15 protein-coding genes and 1 pseudogene are annotated in these 16,277 nt (G+C 60.5%); 7 read left to right on the forward strand and 9 right to left on the reverse strand.

The features are described from left to right. Window positions 1–73 precede the first annotated feature (73 nt). The gene (locus tag ACH2CW_RS17685) at window positions 74–2,116 is read right to left on the reverse strand and encodes a metallophosphoesterase family protein (protein WP_395060561.1); all 2,043 of its coding nucleotides are present in this window, start codon (window positions 2,114–2,116) and stop codon (window positions 74–76) included. 319 nt (window positions 2,117–2,435) lie between these two features. On the opposite strand from ACH2CW_RS17685, the gene ACH2CW_RS17690 reads away from it, so the two are divergent. Continuing rightward, entirely contained in the window at window positions 2,436–2,624 is a 189-nt protein-coding gene (locus tag ACH2CW_RS17690; protein ID WP_395060563.1) for a hypothetical protein, read from the forward strand. Between the two features lie 127 nt (window positions 2,625–2,751). Here the strand turns inward: ACH2CW_RS17690 and ACH2CW_RS17695 are convergent, their stop codons facing one another. Both ACH2CW_RS17695 and ACH2CW_RS17700 read right to left on the reverse strand, forming a co-directional pair. After that, complete coding sequence (locus ACH2CW_RS17695) at window positions 2,752–3,393, reverse strand: glutathione S-transferase family protein (RefSeq protein WP_395060565.1); 642 nt, start codon at window positions 3,391–3,393, stop codon at window positions 2,752–2,754. Between the two features lie 67 nt (window positions 3,394–3,460). Continuing rightward, window positions 3,461–4,648 (reverse strand): PLP-dependent aminotransferase family protein, encoded by a 1,188-nt coding sequence (locus ACH2CW_RS17700; protein WP_395060589.1) that lies wholly within the window; start codon window positions 4,646–4,648, stop codon window positions 3,461–3,463. Window positions 4,649–4,780: 132 nt separating this feature from the next. Between ACH2CW_RS17700 and ACH2CW_RS17705 the strand changes: the two genes are divergently transcribed. The 6 genes from ACH2CW_RS17705 to ACH2CW_RS17730 all read left to right on the forward strand — a co-directional run bounded on the left by ACH2CW_RS17705 (window position 4,781) and on the right by ACH2CW_RS17730 (window position 9,111). Further along, window positions 4,781–5,533, forward strand: a complete 753-nt coding sequence (locus ACH2CW_RS17705) for a dienelactone hydrolase family protein (protein WP_395060567.1) — start codon at window positions 4,781–4,783, stop codon at window positions 5,531–5,533. Then, a complete protein-coding gene (locus ACH2CW_RS17710) occupies window positions 5,530–6,048 on the forward strand; it encodes an SRPBCC family protein (RefSeq protein ID WP_395060569.1) in 519 nt (172 codons plus the stop codon). Before ACH2CW_RS17705 ends, ACH2CW_RS17710 begins: the two co-directional genes overlap by 4 nt. A 139-nt stretch (window positions 6,049–6,187) precedes the next feature. Continuing rightward, entirely contained in the window at window positions 6,188–6,478 is a 291-nt protein-coding gene (locus tag ACH2CW_RS17715) for a helix-turn-helix domain-containing protein (RefSeq protein ID WP_395060571.1), read from the forward strand. A 2-nt stretch (window positions 6,479–6,480) separates the two neighbouring features. Next, on the forward strand, window positions 6,481–7,800 hold the full coding sequence (locus tag ACH2CW_RS17720; RefSeq protein ID WP_395060573.1) for a type II toxin-antitoxin system HipA family toxin: 1,320 nt from the start codon (window positions 6,481–6,483) through the stop codon (window positions 7,798–7,800). After that, on the forward strand, window positions 7,797–8,438 hold the full coding sequence (gene nth, locus ACH2CW_RS17725; RefSeq protein WP_395060575.1) for an endonuclease III: 642 nt from the start codon (window positions 7,797–7,799) through the stop codon (window positions 8,436–8,438). The genes ACH2CW_RS17720 and nth overlap by 4 nt, the downstream gene beginning before the upstream one ends. Window positions 8,439–8,826: 388 nt before the next feature. After that, window positions 8,827–9,111, forward strand: a complete 285-nt coding sequence (locus ACH2CW_RS17730) for a GIY-YIG nuclease family protein (RefSeq protein ID WP_395060577.1) — start codon at window positions 8,827–8,829, stop codon at window positions 9,109–9,111. 280 nt (window positions 9,112–9,391) lie between these two features. On the opposite strand, the gene ACH2CW_RS17735 is transcribed toward ACH2CW_RS17730, so the two are convergent. From ACH2CW_RS17735 to ACH2CW_RS17760, 6 genes and pseudogenes are all read right to left on the reverse strand, one after another. After that, window positions 9,392–10,384, reverse strand: a complete 993-nt coding sequence (locus ACH2CW_RS17735; RefSeq protein WP_395060579.1) for a tripartite tricarboxylate transporter substrate binding protein BugD — start codon at window positions 10,382–10,384, stop codon at window positions 9,392–9,394. 110 nt (window positions 10,385–10,494) lie between these two features. Next, window positions 10,495–11,340, reverse strand: coding sequence for an HpcH/HpaI aldolase/citrate lyase family protein (locus tag ACH2CW_RS17740; protein WP_395060581.1), 846 nt, complete (start codon window positions 11,338–11,340; stop codon window positions 10,495–10,497). Further along, window positions 11,337–12,710, reverse strand: coding sequence for an MmgE/PrpD family protein (locus ACH2CW_RS17745; RefSeq protein ID WP_395060583.1), 1,374 nt, complete (start codon window positions 12,708–12,710; stop codon window positions 11,337–11,339). The genes ACH2CW_RS17740 and ACH2CW_RS17745 overlap by 4 nt, the downstream gene beginning before the upstream one ends. A 214-nt stretch (window positions 12,711–12,924) precedes the next feature. After that, window positions 12,925–14,112 carry a CaiB/BaiF CoA transferase family protein gene (locus tag ACH2CW_RS17750; RefSeq protein ID WP_395060585.1) on the reverse strand — a complete coding sequence of 396 codons (1,188 nt, stop codon included), beginning with the start codon at window positions 14,110–14,112 and terminating at the stop codon, window positions 12,925–12,927. Between the two features lie 689 nt (window positions 14,113–14,801). Then, window positions 14,802–15,971 carry an acyl-CoA dehydrogenase family protein gene (locus tag ACH2CW_RS17755; RefSeq protein WP_395060587.1) on the reverse strand — a complete coding sequence of 390 codons (1,170 nt, stop codon included), beginning with the start codon at window positions 15,969–15,971 and terminating at the stop codon, window positions 14,802–14,804. Between the two features lie 136 nt (window positions 15,972–16,107). Further along, window positions 16,108–16,277, reverse strand: a pseudogene (locus tag ACH2CW_RS17760) (acyl-CoA dehydrogenase); the annotation flags it as partial.

Raw genomic sequence — 16,277 nt, forward strand, 5'->3', positions numbered from 1 at the left:
GTAGCCGTCAGAACAGCAGATTCTGGTGTCACGGACCGCTTTCGCGTTGATCATCCGCTGCTCTTCGGTCAAATCACGACTTGATCAGACCTTCCTTAAACGCAAACTGTCCATCTCTTACTACAAGTATGTTGTTCGCACTTAGGACGTCAAATACAACATGAATCTCAAGTTCAATGAATCTTTCTCTGCAGCACTGCTGCAAAACATTCATAAAATGCGTTCTTGAAAATGTATAAATACCAGTTTTCAGCATCGTTTCGCAAAAGTATCCGATCACATACTCGCAGTCCTTTAGGTCAGGACGGGCTTTGTAACTTGGGAGACTATCAACGTTAAACAAAAGAAAGAGAACTCGCTTAATCACCTCCGACCGATTTACAGGACTTTCATCAAAATCAAGCTCAGAGACCTTCAAAAGAGTTAGACAATTCAGTGGAGTTCTATGCAGATTTAACATCTCCAGATCCGCCACTAAGCGCTTGATCACCTGATTTTCATCTCCCACATGGCGTGAATCGTTGTAATCCGCGACTATCTCGCGAATGAGATTTCGGGGTAGGGTCCATACATACAAATTTTGAAAGCCTGTCGGTATATCAGAACTTCCTGATGCCTCCCCACTGAAAATTGTTGGATCTAAGGTGTGCATGCAAATGACTGGAATACCAGGAAAATTTGCGGTGACCTTAGACAATATTTTCCAAGCATCTTTAACTGATGATCCAATTGAATCAAGAACTACGCACTTGATTTCGCTGTGTGTAAGGCCCACCTCGCTCAGTTCAAGAGCCACAGCCTCCTTCACCGCGTGAGACGTTGGTTTGAGTTCTACAGCGTCAAGATAGAGCCACAGGTGACCGTTGCCCTCCCATGCTCTTTTTGCTAAATGATGAGCTAAGCAAGTCAAGCCAAACTGGGGCAAAGCATGGATAAGTGTTGAAACCGGCCTATCGAGAAGCTCGTTAAAGTCAAAAGCTTCTGTTGAGGCGGCATCCTTATTTACCTCGGGGGTCGTTTTGACAATGGGATCCACCCAAACTTTGGGTTGGCCGGAAAATGAGATCAGCGCTTTGTCCAGCCGCCGAGTTAGATAGCGTAAAACAGCATCCTCGCCATCAACAGTCGCAGGCTGTATTTGCTGGAATAAGTTTTTATGAAAGTTAACTTTTCCGTTGTCTGTACCAGAGAACGCGGTACCCGAAACAAATACGTGTTGCTTCGTCCATTGACGATAGGAAATTTCCCGTGGGCCGAGATCCTTGTCTACGGTCACTATCGCATAGCCCAGCTGATCAGACTTTCTACTAAATAGCGCTGGCGAACAGCATTCGAGCAAAGACTTTCCATCGTCGATGGAATGCGGCGCATCCTGCTCGTGTTCATGACCATAAAGCCGCAGCGCAAAATGGTTTCTTAGTAGGACCTTGAGCTCTTTCTCCGAGGATTCTGCCAGCCAATGAAGAGGATGATGCATAAGCAGAATTTTCCACTTCGACTTGCTCGTCTGCAGCCACTGATGCAGACTGCGCGTATCAATACGCAATCGGCGCTTGTCTGAAAGTACACGTCCATCGCGCTCTAAGCCCCCGCTACTACATAAAGCAGTGTTTAGGCAATAAACGCCGATACCATCCGTTAGATCCCAGCCAGCTCCTGTCACCTTATCCACAGCTATTCCGAAGTCACAGAAATCCTGCTGAAAAGCTGAGTAATTTTTGAATTTTGCTGTCAGTATGTTGGGGGCTTTCAACACGAAGTCATTAAATGCTTTCTCAGTCAGATCCTGAGAAACCACTGCTTCGTGAACCACAAAATCTTCAGCGACTTGCTGGCGTGATAGATCATGATTACCAGGAACAAAAATCCTGCGATTCTTTGGTATTCCTATTTCACAAAGCCGATTATGAAACGCCTCCTTGAAATCGGCATACTGGTCACTTTCGTCACCAGATTGAGCAACATCGCCTGTAAAGGCAAGAAACACATCGTCTGCTTTAAGTTGATCTATTTGCTTTCTTAAGTCAGCGAATAGAGAGGAGACAACGACCGGATGATTCTCGTATTTCCCTTTGACGTTATGAAAATCTGACAAGTGGATGATCGCGGTCGTCATTGGTTCCTTCCGGTGTTTGGAAAAAAGGGATAAATGCTGGCTGTCTAATGTTCGGCTTGGGCTCAAGGTCCAACGAATTCATTGACTTTTTTCGCCTTCGTACTCTATTCCAACAGCACACCGCGTGTCATCCTCCAATTGGAGTAAAGGACGGGAGTTGGAGTTTCGTCATACGAGAGCTAACCCGCATAACTCTTCGTGGGATCCCTCCCACACAAGCTCAGGCATTGCAGCGGTATCGCCGAGGCGATGCGACGCGCACGTTGAAGGCACAGGTTCACTCAAGCCCTGCATTCCCAATCAACCCCACAGGACCCCCATGACCGACCCACGCAACATTGCCCACGACAAAAAAGTCCAGCAGGAAAAGAAGCACCGCGGCGAAGAAATCGCTCCCGGCGCGGAGCATGCCGTCCAGCCCGGCAAGAAGCCGCACTTGGCAACCACCGACGAAAAGCCTGAGACCGACAGCGAGGCGACGGAAAAGGACGAGCAGCCTGCAGGCTGAGCATCCAGATTCTGGCGACGCCCAAAAAAGCCTGCTACACACATGTGCAGCAGGCTTTTTTCATGGCGCGGACAGTCAGCATCGGGCGCCTGCCCACCCCATCACGTCCGTCAGGGGTGATAAGCCGCTAAGTCAGCAGCAGCTTCATGCCAGGATCGCCCTTGGCCATGGCGGCGATGTAGGCCGGGCGCAGCGCGATTCGGGCCAGGTAGGCCAGCAGGTTCGGATAGCCGCTGAGATCCCAGGGCTGGAAGTAGCGCATGGTGGTCAAGGTGAACACATTCATGATGTCCGCTGCGGTAAACGCGCTACCCGCGAAATACGGTGCCTCGCCCAGCCGTGCCTCGACCATGGCCAGGGCCCGTGTCACACGTTCTTGCGCCGACAGTGTGGCGGGGTGGCCTTTCGCCGCCTCGATACGGCCCAGCACCATGTTGCGTCCCAGGTGTGGCTGCAGGTTGCCATTGGGAAAGTGGAACCAGTAAAGGTAGTTGCCGAAATCAGGATGCTCTGGCGGGAGCGCCAAGCGCCCGCCACCATGCCTGGCGATGATGTATTGAACGATGGCGCCCGATTCGGCAATCTGTACATCCCCATCGGTCATCACCGGGGCTGTACCGGCCGGGTGTAATGCCCGCAGTTCGGGCGGGGCAAGCCGCGTGACCGGATCACGGGTGTAGTGCTTCAACTCGTAGTCAATGGCGAGCTCTTCGCACAGCCAGACGACGCGTTCAGATTGCGAGATGCCAAGGTGATGAATGGTGAGCATGAGGCAGTCTACCCTGCGCACGCTTGTTCAGCGGCAGATGCGCTCACTGCAGCCGGTCAGGCGTAGATCAAAGCGCCTTGCCCAAGCGCCCCACACCCTCTTCAATCTTCGCCACATCCGCTGTCGCAAAGCTGAGCCGGAAGGTGCTCACATCCGGCGCACCCGCAAAAAACGGCGCACCGGGCACAAAGGCCACGCCCTGCTCAATCGCTTTTTTCGCAAACTCGCCAGCGTCCTTGGTCTTGCCGCCCGCGCCGGTGAGGCGAGCCCAGAAGAACAGGCCACCTTGGGGTTGCGTAAATTCAATCGCGTCGCCGAGTTCGCGCTTGAGGGCCGCGCCCATCGCCAGCGCGCGTTCGCCGTAGGCCTTGCGGACTTTGTCCAGGGTGGCAGGCATACGACCGGCTTTCAGGTACTGCGCGGCGGTCGCCTGGGCGAAGGTGCTGGTGTGGGCGTCGCTGAACTGTTTGCACATGGTGGACTTGGCCAGCAGTTCGGCCGGGCCGATCATCCAGCCCACGCGCAGGCCAGGGCTCAGCACCTTGCTCATGCTGCCGCAGTGTGCGATCAGCTCGCGGCTGCCGGGCACGTCCTGGCTCAGGCTCAGGATGGACGGCGGCGGCGCTTCGTTGAAGTAGAGGTCGCCATACGGGTCGTCCTCAACCACCAGGGTGTTGTACTTGACGGCCAGGGCCAGCACTTTTTTGCGGCGCTCCAGGCTCAGCAGGGCGCCGCTGGGGTTGCCGAAGGTCGGGATCAAATACACAAACTTGGGCTTGTGTTCGGCGATCAGCTTTTCGAGTTGGTCGGTGTCCACGCCATTCGCGTCAACGGGCGCGCTGACCAGGTCGGCGCCATAGAGCCGGAAGCACTGGATGGTGGCCAGAAAGGTCGGGCCTTCGACAATCACCTTGTCGCCGGGGTCGATCATGGTTTTGCCGAGCAGGTCCAGCGCCTGCTGGCTGCCGGTGGTGACGATCAGGCCGTCGGGCGCGACACTGACGCCCTTACTGCCCATGAAGGCGGCGAGCTGTTCGCGCAGCGGGGTGTAGCCTTCGGTCGCGCCGTACTGCAGCGCGCCGCCGGCTTCTTCGCTCAGGGCCTTGTTCGCGGCCTCTTTAATGCCTTCGACGTCGAACATGGCGCTGTCCGGAAAGCCGCCGGCAAAACTGATGATGCCGGGCTTGCCCAGCAGCTTGAACAGTTCACGAATGGCGGAGGTTTCGACCTTGTTGAGGCGGTCGGCAAAGGGCAAAGGCATGGCGGTCTCTCTTTCTGCCTAGCATTGTCGCCAATTTGCGCGCCGCTTTGCTGCGGGGCGGGCGGTCGCGGCAGAATAGCGGCATAAATTCCCGGCCTTGGCATCCACTTTCTTTGAGGCACACCCATGATCGAGCAGCACATAGACATCCCCGGCGCCGACGGCGCGATGAACAGCTTTGTGGTTTATCCCGAAGAAGGCGGGCCGCACCCGGTGGTGCTGTTTTACATGGATGCGCCGGGCAAGCGCGAAGAGCTGCACGACATGGCACGGCGCATTGCGGCGGTGGGTTATTACGTGGTGCTGCCCAACCTGTATTACCGGCGCTCACGCGACTTCTGGCTGAGCGAGCGCACAGAGGCGCAAATGGCGGTGATGTTTGAACACATGAACGCCCTGAGCAACGCCATGGTGGTGAAGGACACCGAGGCCTTGCTGCGTTTTGTCGATGCGCAGCCGCAGGCCGATGCCAGCCGCGTGGGCGCAGTGGGCTACTGCATGAGCGGCCCGTTTGTGATGGCGGCGGCGGCGGCCCTGCCCCAACGCATCAGCAGCATCGCCAGCATCCACGGCGCCAACCTGGTCACCGACAAGGATGACTCACCGCACCTCATGGCGCCCAAAATTCGCTGCGAAAGCTACTTTGCCTGCGCCCAGACCGACCGCTGGGCGCCGCCCGACATTGTGCAGACGCTGCAAGAGGCGCTGGTGGCCGGCGGCACGCCGCACCGCATCGAGTGGTACCCGGACACCGAACACGGCTTTGTGTTTCCCAAACGCACAGGCATCTACCACCCCGCGGCTGCCGAGCGGCACTGGGAGCGGCTGTTTGACCTGTTCAGGCGAACACTGCAAAACAACTCACGGGGCAAGGCATGAACATTGTGAACGTACACCAGCGGCGGCTGGAGGCCACGCCTGCGCAGGTGGCCGAGCTGATGGCCTCGCTGGGCTCGCCCGCCGACAAGCTGTGGCCGGCCAACTGGCCACGCATGAAATTCGACCGGCCACTGGTACCGGGCGCGGTGGGCGGACACGGCCCCATCGGCTATGTGGTGACAGCCTACACACCGGGCGAATCGATCCGCTTCCGTTTTACCGAGCCCAAGGGCTTTAATGGCTGGCACAGCTTCAACGTGCTGGACGCCACAGACGAAGACTGTTTCCTGGAGCACCGCATCGAGATGCAGACCGAAGGCCGCGCCACCTTCCTCTGGGAGCTGGCGATTCGCCATCTGCACAACGCGTGTGTGGAAGACGCGCTGTCGCAGGCGCAACGGGCTGTGGGCAACAAGCCGCTGGTGGTGCCCTGGCCGGTCAAGGTGCGGGTGTTGCGCTGGCTGCTGGGTGTGGGTAAGTCCAAAATCTCACCGGGCCATGCCGATGCGCGCTGACATGCTGGACCTGAATTCATGCCGCATGAGCCACCGGTAGATTTGTTATTGTGAGCCAAACGTAAATCGCCTTTGAGCGATATATTGACAATATCGTATTTTAACGATAAATTGCATATATTGCTAAAAGGTGATATTCATGAATTCACTGCAGACCTTCGCCATTCAAACACCGGCGCAATTGTCGGTGCACCTGAAGTCACTCCGCAAGGCACGTGGCATGACGCAGACTGCGCTGGGTGAGCGCATTGGCGTCAAGCAGGTGCGCATCGCCGACATCGAAAAAAACCCCGGCGCCGTCAGCCTCGACCAACTGCTGCAGGTCCTGCACGCACTGGACGCCCGGCTGCTGCTGGCAGACACCCAGCGCTACGCCAAGACAGCCCCTTCAGCCGCAGCCCAGGCTGGCGAACCGCCTGCAGACTGGTAGCCATGGCGTTTGCTGACCTCGACATATGGATGAACGGCCAGCGCGTCGGCGTCTGGTTCTGGACGCGTACCGGAACACCCGGCCTGCGCTATGACGACGCCTGGCAGCAGTCACCCAGTGCGCGACCTCTATCGGTGTCGCTCCCCCTGCCTGCGGGGGGTGGCGATGTGATGGGCGCCAGCGTAGAGCACTACTTTGACAATCTGCTGCCTGACAGCAAACACATCAGGGACCGGTTGCGCCGCCGCTTTGGCACCCCTTCGACCCGCGCTGCCGATTTGCTCGCTGCCATCGGGCGTGACTGCGTTGGCGCCGTTCAGTTGATGCCTGCTGGTGAACCGCCGCCGCCGCATGACCGCGTTGATAGCACGCCCTTGACCGACAACCAGGTAGAGGCCCTGTTGCGTGACGTGACCAATGACGGTGCGACCGCGCCTTTCCTGCCCGACGCCTTTCGCATCTCTATCGCCGGCGCACAGGAGAAAACTGCCTTCTTGCGCGTCGGGCAGCACTGGCATTTGCCCGAAGGTGCAACCCCCACCACGCACATTTTCAAACTCCCGCTCGGACTGGTGGGCAACATTCGCGCGGACATGTCGGACTCGGTGGAAAACGAATGGCTGTGCGCCACGCTGCTGGCCGCCCTGGGGTTTGCAGTGGCGCCCACTGAAATGGGGCAGTTCGGCAAGCAGAAAGTGCTGATCGTTGAGCGTTTTGACAGGCGCTGGACCGAAGACAATCGCTGGATAGCCCGTCTCCCTCAGGAAGATTTTTGCCAGGCGAGCGGAAAACCAGGCGAGCTGAAGTACGAGAGCGATGGCGGGCCGGGCGTACGCACCGGCTTGGCGCTGCTTGCTGGCGGGAACAACCCACGTGAAGACAGTCTGCGCTTTGCGCTGGCCCAGCTCGCCTTCTGGCTCATGGCAGCCACCGACGGCCACGCCAAGAACTTTTCGATCTTTCTGGAGCGCGGTGGCGGCTACCGCATGACGCCGCTGTACGACGTGCTTTCTGTCTGGCCCATCATGGGCACGGGGCCTAACCAGGTGCACCCGCGCCGTGCCACGCTCGCTATGGCCGTGCGAAGCAAAAACACGCATTACCACCTGCACGAGATCCGCACCCGCCACTGGCAACTGCTGGCGCAGCAAAGCGGCGTGCCTGACGCCTTTGACCATATGGTGGCGCTGGTGCTGCAGGTGCCTGAGGCGCTGGAGCAGGCTGCAGCGCAACTGCCGCCGGGATTTCCGCAGCGGGTGTTCAAACCGATACGCGCCGGCATGCTGGCGCAGGCCGAGCAATTCATTTCAGAGCTCCCATGAAAACAGAGTCGATTGGCCACTTCTTCGCCACCCTGAAAGCCGCCAACCCGATGCCGGTGACGGAACTTGAATACACCAGCGTGTTCGAGCTGCTGGCTGCGGTTCTGCTCAGCGCACAGGCCACCGACGTGAGCGTGAACAAGGCCACGCGCAAGCTGTTTCCGGTCGCCAACACGCCGCAGAAGATTCTGGATCTGGGCATCGAAGGCCTGGAGGGCTACATCAAGACCATCGGCCTGTACCGCAGCAAGGCCAAACACCTGATGGAGGCCTGCCGCATGCTGGTGGAGCAACACGGTAGCGTGGTGCCGCGCAGCCGGGAGGCGCTGGAAGCCCTGCCCGGCGTCGGCCGCAAGACCGCGAACGTGGTGCTCAATTCGGCCTTTGGCGAAGCGACGATGGCGGTGGACACCCACATCTTCCGCCTCGGCAACCGCACCGGTCTGGCGCCGGGCAAGACGCCGCTGGAAGTTGAGCTCAAGCTCCTCAAGCGCATTCCGCCCGAGTACCTGGTGGACGCGCACCACTGGCTGATCCTGCACGGCCGCTACGTGTGCCTGGCGCGCAAGCCCCTGTGCTGGCAGTGCGCGGTGGCGCCTTATTGCGACTTCAGGCCGAAGACGCCGCTGCCTGAGTAGGCCGCGTTTCATTGCGGGCGGAGCTTGTCCCTGACTTGCAGCAGCGGTGGTCCATGACGCATGGATCCCGGATCGAGTCCGGGATGACAACAGGGAATATGCGTAACAATTCGCGCGGGCCCCACTCCTTGGCTGTCATTGCGGGCCTGACCCGCAATCCATGGCTGCATCCTAGCGACGGCGGTTCATGCTGCATGGATCCCGGATCGAGTCCGGGATGACAAACTCAGGGGCCGGGAGCGACAACTTTGAGCGCCATGGCACCCCTGCTGTCATTGCGGGCCTGACCCGCAATCCATGACTGCGCATCAGCAGCGGTGGTCCATGTCGTATGGATCCCGGATCAAGTCCGGGATGACAAACCGGGGTTAGGGATGACAATCGCCGCATGCAGTACTCGGTGTACCTCATGGCCAGCGGAAAGAATGGCACGCTTTATGTCGGTGTGACGAATGATTTGGTTCGTCGCGTCTACGAACACAGGAACGGACTCGTAGCGGGATTCACCAGCCGCCATGCTGTGTACCAGCTTGTGTGGTTCGAATCGACCCCCTCTGTCGATGCTGCGATTCACAAGGAAAAGCAGATCAAGAACTGGAAGCGGGCGTGGAAGGTGGCGATGATCGAGGAATCCAACCCGACCTGGATGGATCTGTATGACACGCTGCTTTGACGCGTTTGCCACCTCGCGGCATGGATCCCGGATCAAGTCCGGGATGACAAATTCAGGGCCAGGGGCGACAACTTTGAGCGCCATGGTACCCCTGCTGTCATTGCGGGCCTGACCCGCAATCCATGGCTGCATCCTCGCGACGATGGTTCATGCTGCATGGATCCCGGATCGAGTCCGGGATAACAAACGGGCAAGGAATCCAGCCAGATCCGCTCCTGTTTTGATAGCTGCCCGAGCCCATTCGACATGGGCTACAGGCCTTTTTTGCTTACAAAACCGCTCAGTCAGCGTAAATACCGGCTTTTTTGATGACCGGACCCCACTTGCTGATCTCGGCCTCCAGGTGCGTCTTCAGGCCAGCGGCAGAAATCTTGTCGATCGGTGGAATGTCGGAGCTCAGGTCGGCCAGGCGCTGCTTGACCATCGGGTCCTGCATGGCGGCCTTCAGCGCGGCGTTCAGTTTTTCCATCACCGGGGCTGGCGTGCCCTTGGGTGCATACATGCCGTGCCAGACCTTGACTTCAAAACCCTTGAGGCCCTGCTCGTTGAGGGTGGGCACATTGGGCAGCGCAGCCAGGCGGGTCAGCGAAGTCACGCCATAGACCTTGACACGGTTTTCCTTGATCAGCGGCACGGTCTGCGTGGTCTGGTCACACAGCAGGTCCACCTGCCCGCCGAGCAGGTCGTTCATGGCCGGGCCTGTTCCCTTGTAGGGGATGGTGTTGAGCTCCACACCCATCTGGCTCATGAACAGCAGACCGCACAGGTGCGATACCGCACCCAGGCCAGCATTGGCCAACGAGACCTTGCTGCCATTGGCTTTCACATAGGTTTGCAGTTCGGCAAAGTTGGCAGCCGGGAAGTCCTTGCGCGCCAGCAAGGTCATCGGCACATCAACCACCTGGCCGATGTATTCGAAGTCATTCAAGGGATCGAAAGACAGTTTTTTGTAGAGCGCCGGCGCGGTGGCCATGCCCATGTGGTGAATGAAGATGGTGTAGCCGTTGGGGGTGGCGCGCGCCACGCGGGTAGCGGCAATGGTGCCGCCTGCGCCAACAGTGTTTTCAACCAGCACGGTCTGGCCCAGCGCCTTGCCCATGGGGATCGCGATCATGCGGGCGACCACGTCGGTCGGGCCACCGGCGGCAAAAGGCACCACCAGCGCGACCGGCTTGTCGGGAAAGGCCTGGCTGTGCGCCTGCGTGGCCGCCCCCAGGGTGAGGGCTGCGCTGCACGCCAGTAACAGGGTGTTGAGTTTGCGTTTGAGTTTCATGCTTGTCTCCGTTGGTAATGGATTGTTCGAAAAAATTATCGGCCGGCTTGCGCCGCGAAGCTATCCAAACATACCCGCGCTGCCGTACTGCCACGGCACGGATGTCAGATTCATTGGCCGCCCTCATCGGCCAGCGTGCGCTCGGCCAGCCGCAGCACCGGCGTATCGACCATGCGGCCGTCGAGCGTAAAAACAGCCCCGCCGGCCTGCCGGCTGCCGTCCATGACACGCTGGGCCCAATCGCGCTCCGCCTTTGTCGGCGCAAGCGCCGCCTGCACCACGGCCACTTGCGTCGGGTGGATGCACAGCCTGGCGCCGAAGCCGCTGCGTCGGCTGCGCGCGGCGTCCTGCTGCAACTGCGCGGTGTCGCCGGTGGCCGGTGTCACGCCGTCGACCGGCGCGGGCAGGCCGGCGAGGCGCGAAGCCAGCACCAGGCCCAAGCGCACCGGCTGCAGTTCAGCCTCATCCGGCCCGCAGGCCATGCCCAGGTCAGCCTGAAAGTCCAGATTGCCAAACACCAGCCGCGTGACGCCGGCGCAGGTCGCCAGTACATCGCGGGCAGCGAAGCCGCTGGCCGACTCGATCATGGGCAGCACCGCGCAGCCGGGGCCGACGATGGCCGCAAGTTGCAGCACGTCGGCCACCGCCTCGGCCTTGGGCAGCACCACGCCACCCAGGCCCCGTTTGGCCAACATCTCAACCAGTGCCAGGTCGCCTGTATGCCAGGGCGTGCCGGCGGCGTTGATGCGCACCAGCACACGCGGCCGCTCGGTGGCATGGAGGGCGTCAAAGCCGTCGGCCAATTGCTGGCGGGCGGCCCCCTTGGTATCTGGCGCAACGGCGTCTTCCAGGTCAATGATCACAGCCCCTGCGCCCGAGGCCAGCGCCTTGACATAACGCTCGGGCCGGTTCGCCGGCACAAACAGAAAAGTGCGCGCAGAAGCAATGCTTGTCATGCAGCACCTGGCAGCAGCGGCCCGACCTTGTTGCTTTTCGCGATGGTCCACAGCGCATCAATCGCGCGCGCCATCTCGGCCTCGCTCGCGCCGCCACTGAAGGCGGCCAGGCGCTGCGCCTTGGCGGTGATCTCGTCGCGGCTCAAGGTGTTGCCGGGGTCGCCCTTGGGTTCATCCACCCTGCCCTGCAAGGTACGGCCGTCGGTTGTGGTGACGGTGACCTTGCCGATCCAGCGGCGCGGGTAGGCGGCATCGACTTCGGCGTCGAGTTCCATGGCCACCTTGTCGCGCAGCGCGACGGTCAGGTCCTCCTGAAAATGCTTGTCAAACTCGACCAGCCCGGCGTGGCCAAAACGCGCCACCAGACCCAGCACCGTGCCCATGGAGAACTTGCTCTGGTGCACCGTGGCCGGGTTGACGACCGGGCCCAGCACATCAATGGCCCCCTGGTGCACATGCGTAACGACACGCGCGAGGTCAGCCGGCTTCAGGTCGTTGACCTGCATCACCTGCAGCAGCGCGTCGGCGGCCGGGTGGGTGTGGCGGCAGGAGGCGTGGTACTTGAACGAAGTCTCGGCCGTGGCCCAACGCGTGCCGAGGCCATCGCTCAGTTTGGCCGGGTCGGCATCGCTGGACATGCCCGCGGCCATGCCCTGCGGGCCTTCGAGGATGTGCGCTGCGCCGGTGAAACCGTCGCGTGCCAGCCAGGCCGACATCAGGCCAGCGGCGGCGGCGTGTGCCGTATGCAATTGTTTGGAGTCGGCGGCGGTGCGCAAAAACTCCCACAGCCCCGCCGACTGCGTACCGGCCGAGCCGAAGGCGTGCTGCATCTGCGCGGCGTTGAGGCCCAGCAGGCTGCCGGCAGCTGCAGCGGCGGCCAGCGTGCCGGCGGTGCCGGTGGTGTGGAAGACCTTGTAATGCGAACGGCCCAGAAACTCGCCGACACGAATGCCCACTTCATAACCGGCCACGGCAGCGGTCAGCAATTGCTGCCCGCTGCTGCCCAGGGTTTGCGCCATCGCCAGCGCGGCCGGAAACACCACAGTGGCCGGATGGAACACCGATCCGTTGTGCACGTCGTCCTGTTCGGCCACATGCGAAGCGGCAGCATTGGCCATGGCGGCGAAATAGGCGCTGCTGCGGCTGCGGTGGATCAGCACCTCGGCCGGACCATCCGTCGGTCCCATGCTGGCGGCGAAGCTGGTGATGGTTTCGACCGGACGCGCGCCCTTGCCGGCCACCGCCGAACCGAACCAGTCCACCAGCAGGTCTTCAGTCTTGGCGATCACGGAGGCGGGAATGGCGTCGAAGCGCAGGTCGGCGGCGAAGGCGGCAAGCTGGGCGGTGGGGCTGGTCGGAGGTGTGTTCATGCTTTTTTCCTAAAAATTCAACTCAGGCTGTGATGCGTCATCCCCGGACTCCTGCTTTGTCATCCCGGACTCGATCCGGGATCCATGTCGCATGATCCACCGGCGCGGCTAAACGTGGCATGGATTGCGGGTCATGCCCGCAATGACAAGAAGATGAAAGTGATGCATTGAATAAGCCTCCAGCCCATATTTATCCTGACTTTTCAGCTATTAATTAGATAGCATCTGCCTGCTGCAACGCGGCAATGGCGGCCTCACCCTGGCCCAGCTCGCGCAGGATGGCCTGGGTGTGCTGGCCAACTGCAGGGATGGCGTCCATGCGGTAGTCAAAGCTGCTGATGCGGCCCGGCGGCAGCAGCGCGGGAATGTCGCCAGCGGGCGAGCCCACCTGGCGCCAGCGATCACGCGCCTTGAGTTGGGGGTGCGCCCAAAGCCCGGCCATGTCGTTCATGCGGGCGTTGGCAATCTGCGCCTTGTCGAGTTTGTGTGTGACCTCGTCGGTGCGCATGCCCGCAAAGGCTTCGAGAATGATCGCTTTGAGCACCTCGCGGTGTTCATTGCGGCGCGCGTTGCTGTCAAAGCGCGGATCGGTCGCCAGCGCCGGCTCGGCCAGCACCACCTCGCAGAACACCCGCCACTCGCGCTCGTTTTGCAGGCCGAGCATGACGATGCCGTCACTGGCCGCGAACGGTCCATAGGGATAAATGGTCGCATGTGATGCTGCGCTGCGCGGCGGCGGCGCGGCGCCTTCGTAGGCGTAATACATGGGGTAACCCATCCACTCGGCCAGCGACTCCAGCATGGACACGTCAATGTGGGAGCCCTTGCCGGTCTTGCCGCGCTGCAGCAGCGCCGCCAGCACACTGCTGTAGGCATACATGCCGGCAGCAATGTCGGCCACCGAGTTGCCCGCCTTGCTGGGTTCATCGGGCGTCCCGGTCACCGACAGGAAACCGGCCTCGCTCTGAATCAACAGGTCGTAGGCTTTTTTGTCGCGGTAGGGGCCGTCGTCGCCGTAACCCGAGATGTCGCAAACAATCAGCTTCGGCAGCGACTTGCTGAGCGCGTCAAAACCCAGACCCATGCGCGCCGCCGCACCGGGCGCGAGGTTCTGCACCAGCACATCGGCGGTTTCCAGCAACTGTTTGAGCACGGCCAGCGCGGCCGGTTGTTTCAGGTCCAGGGTCAGGCTCTCCTTGGAGCGGTTCACCCAGACAAAATGCGAGGCCATGCCGTCAACGCGCTGGTCATAAGCCCGCGCAAAATCGCCGGCACCAGGACGCTCGACCTTGATCACGCGGGCGCCCAGGTCAGCGAGCTGGCGGGTGCAGAAGGGGGCGGCGATGGCGTGTTCGAGGGAAATGACGGTGATGCCGTCAAGGGGTCGTGTTTGTTGGGTCATGGGGTGTTCCTCGAACCCCGGCTCGTTAAAGCCGCGGCGTTGATGTTGAAAGCATTTGGTTTGCGAGGCAAGCCGGGGGTTGCCCGGCGGCAAGTAACTTTCTTTTGCTTCGCCAAAAGAAAGTCACCAAAGAAAAGGCGACCCGATGGTCCGGGTCCCCTGCGCTGCGCTTCGGGGCAACCTGCGGTGCTCGCCGAAAACGGGGTCGAGCTCGAACTCGCTACGCTCAGACAATCGCTCGCCCTGATCCGTTTTCGGCTGCGCTCCTCGGCCCGGCCCGACGGGTGAGGCGCAGAAATACCAATACCAATTCGGGGAGGCGAGGAAGCGCAAAGCGCGCCCTCGCCGGAGCTCGATTTTGACCCCGAATCTGAATCCGCCCCCGCTCCTGAACCCCCCACCCTTCTGTATGCGCCGAGGAGCGCAGGGCCAGACGGATCAGGGCGAGCGATTGTCTGAGCCAAAGGCGAGTTCGAGCTCGACCCCGGCTGGACCGAGCACCGCAGGTTGCCCGCAGCGAAGCGAAGGGACGCAGACAGTAGGGTCGCCTTTCTTTTGCTTACTTTTCTTTGGCGAGACAAAGAAAAGTGAGTTGCCGCCGGGCAACCCCCGGCCAACAGTCGCGGGCAAGCTAGCGAAGCATGAAGCAAAGAGGGATTCATTGTTTCAGCCATAGCCGGGCGGTCCGTTCAGAACGACCTCGGCAACCCAAGCAAATGCTCCGCCACATACGAATAGATGAGGTTGGTGGAAATCGGCGCCACCTGGTACAGCCTGGTTTCGCGGAATTTCCGTTCCACGTCATATTCACAGGCAAACCCAAACCCGCCATGCGTCTGCAAACACATGTTGGCCGCTTCCCATGAGGCCTTGGCGGCCAGGTATTTCGCCATGTTGGCCTCGGCGCCGCAAGGCTTTCCGGCGTCGAACAGTTCGCAGGCCCTGAAGCGCATCAGGTTGGCCGCTTCGGTTTCGATGTAGGCGTCGGCCATCGGGAACTGCACGCCCTGGTTCTGGCCGATGGGGCGGTTGAAGACCACGCGGTCGCTGGCGTAACGGCGCGCCTTGTCGACAAACCAGTAGGCGTCGCCAATACATTCGGCGGCGATCAGGGTGCGCTCGGCGTTCAGGCCGTCGAGGATGTACTTGAAGCCCTTGCCCTCCTCGCCGATCAGGTTCTCTGCGGGAATTTCCAGGTTGTCAAAAAAGACTTCATTGGTTTCGTGGTTCACCATGTTGGCAATCGGCTGCACCGCCATGCCTTTGCCGAGCGCGTCTTTAAGGTTGACGATGAAAATCGACATGCCCTCGGACTTCTTCTTGACCTCGGCCAGCGGCGTGGTGCGGGCCAACAAAATCATCAGGTCGGAATGCTGGATGCGCGAGATCCAGACCTTCTGACCATTGACGATGTATTTGCCGCCCTGCTTCACCGCCGTGGTCTTGAGCTGCGTGGTGTCGGTGCCGGTGGTCGGCTCGGTCACGGCCATGGACTGCAGGCGCAACTCGCCGCTGGCGATTTTTGGCAGGTACATCTTTTTCTGCGCGTCCGAGCCGTGGCGCAGCAAGGTGCCCATGTTGTACATCTGGCCGTGGCAGGCGCCGGCATTGCCGCCAGCAAAGTTGATCTCTTCCATGATGACCGAGGCTTCCGCCAGACCCAGGCCAGAGCCACCGTACTCGGCGGGAATCAATGCTGCGAGCCAGCCTGCTTCGGTCAGCGCGTTGACAAAAGCCTCCGGGTAGCCGCGCTCATGGTCGACTTTTTGCCAATACGCGGAATCGAAAGAAGCGAGCATGCTGCGCAGGGCCTCGCGCATGTCCTGGTAGGCGTCGGGAGTGGGGATTTGTGTTTTCATGGGTATCTTTTCAGGAATGGATGGCTGTCATCCCGGACTCGATCCGGGATCCATGCCTCACTGGCCACCTCTGCTGGTGTGCCTGCATGGATTGCGGGCAACCTCGCAATGACAAATTGGGTGTCTCTGGTGGTCGTCACGCAAGTGTGGCCGTGGCCTGCATGGTGAGCCAGCCTTCGTGGTCGCGGCCCCACAGATGCACGCTCTTGCCGTCCGCCGACGGCTGGCCGTGAACCGAGAAGGCATGCGTGTCGAACGTTGGGCGCACGGCCTTGAATTCGAAGCGCAGCACGCGGGCATCGGGCC

This window comes from Polaromonas sp., assembly GCF_043778355.1.
GTDB lineage: Bacteria > Pseudomonadota > Gammaproteobacteria > Burkholderiales > Burkholderiaceae_C > Polaromonas.

Excerpts from the sequence above, each read along its gene's own strand:
- ACH2CW_RS17685 (WP_395060561.1), bottom strand. The coding sequence starts at position 2,116 with ATGACGACCGCGATCATCCACTTGTCAGATTTTCATAACGTCAAAGGG.
- ACH2CW_RS17690 (WP_395060563.1), top strand. The coding sequence starts at position 2,436 with ATGACCGACCCACGCAACATTGCCCACGACAAAAAAGTCCAGCAGGAA.
- ACH2CW_RS17695 (WP_395060565.1), bottom strand. The coding sequence starts at position 3,393 with ATGCTCACCATTCATCACCTTGGCATCTCGCAATCTGAACGCGTCGTC.
- ACH2CW_RS17705 (WP_395060567.1), top strand. The coding sequence starts at position 4,781 with ATGATCGAGCAGCACATAGACATCCCCGGCGCCGACGGCGCGATGAAC.
- ACH2CW_RS17710 (WP_395060569.1), top strand. The coding sequence starts at position 5,530 with ATGAACATTGTGAACGTACACCAGCGGCGGCTGGAGGCCACGCCTGCG.
- ACH2CW_RS17715 (WP_395060571.1), top strand. The coding sequence starts at position 6,188 with ATGAATTCACTGCAGACCTTCGCCATTCAAACACCGGCGCAATTGTCG.
- ACH2CW_RS17720 (WP_395060573.1), top strand. The coding sequence starts at position 6,481 with ATGGCGTTTGCTGACCTCGACATATGGATGAACGGCCAGCGCGTCGGC.
- nth (WP_395060575.1), top strand. The coding sequence starts at position 7,797 with ATGAAAACAGAGTCGATTGGCCACTTCTTCGCCACCCTGAAAGCCGCC.
- ACH2CW_RS17730 (WP_395060577.1), top strand. The coding sequence starts at position 8,827 with ATGCAGTACTCGGTGTACCTCATGGCCAGCGGAAAGAATGGCACGCTT.
- ACH2CW_RS17735 (WP_395060579.1), bottom strand. The coding sequence starts at position 10,384 with ATGAAACTCAAACGCAAACTCAACACCCTGTTACTGGCGTGCAGCGCA.
- ACH2CW_RS17740 (WP_395060581.1), bottom strand. The coding sequence starts at position 11,340 with ATGACAAGCATTGCTTCTGCGCGCACTTTTCTGTTTGTGCCGGCGAAC.
- ACH2CW_RS17745 (WP_395060583.1), bottom strand. The coding sequence starts at position 12,710 with ATGAACACACCTCCGACCAGCCCCACCGCCCAGCTTGCCGCCTTCGCC.
- ACH2CW_RS17750 (WP_395060585.1), bottom strand. The coding sequence starts at position 14,112 with ATGACCCAACAAACACGACCCCTTGACGGCATCACCGTCATTTCCCTC.
- ACH2CW_RS17755 (WP_395060587.1), bottom strand. The coding sequence starts at position 15,971 with ATGAAAACACAAATCCCCACTCCCGACGCCTACCAGGACATGCGCGAG.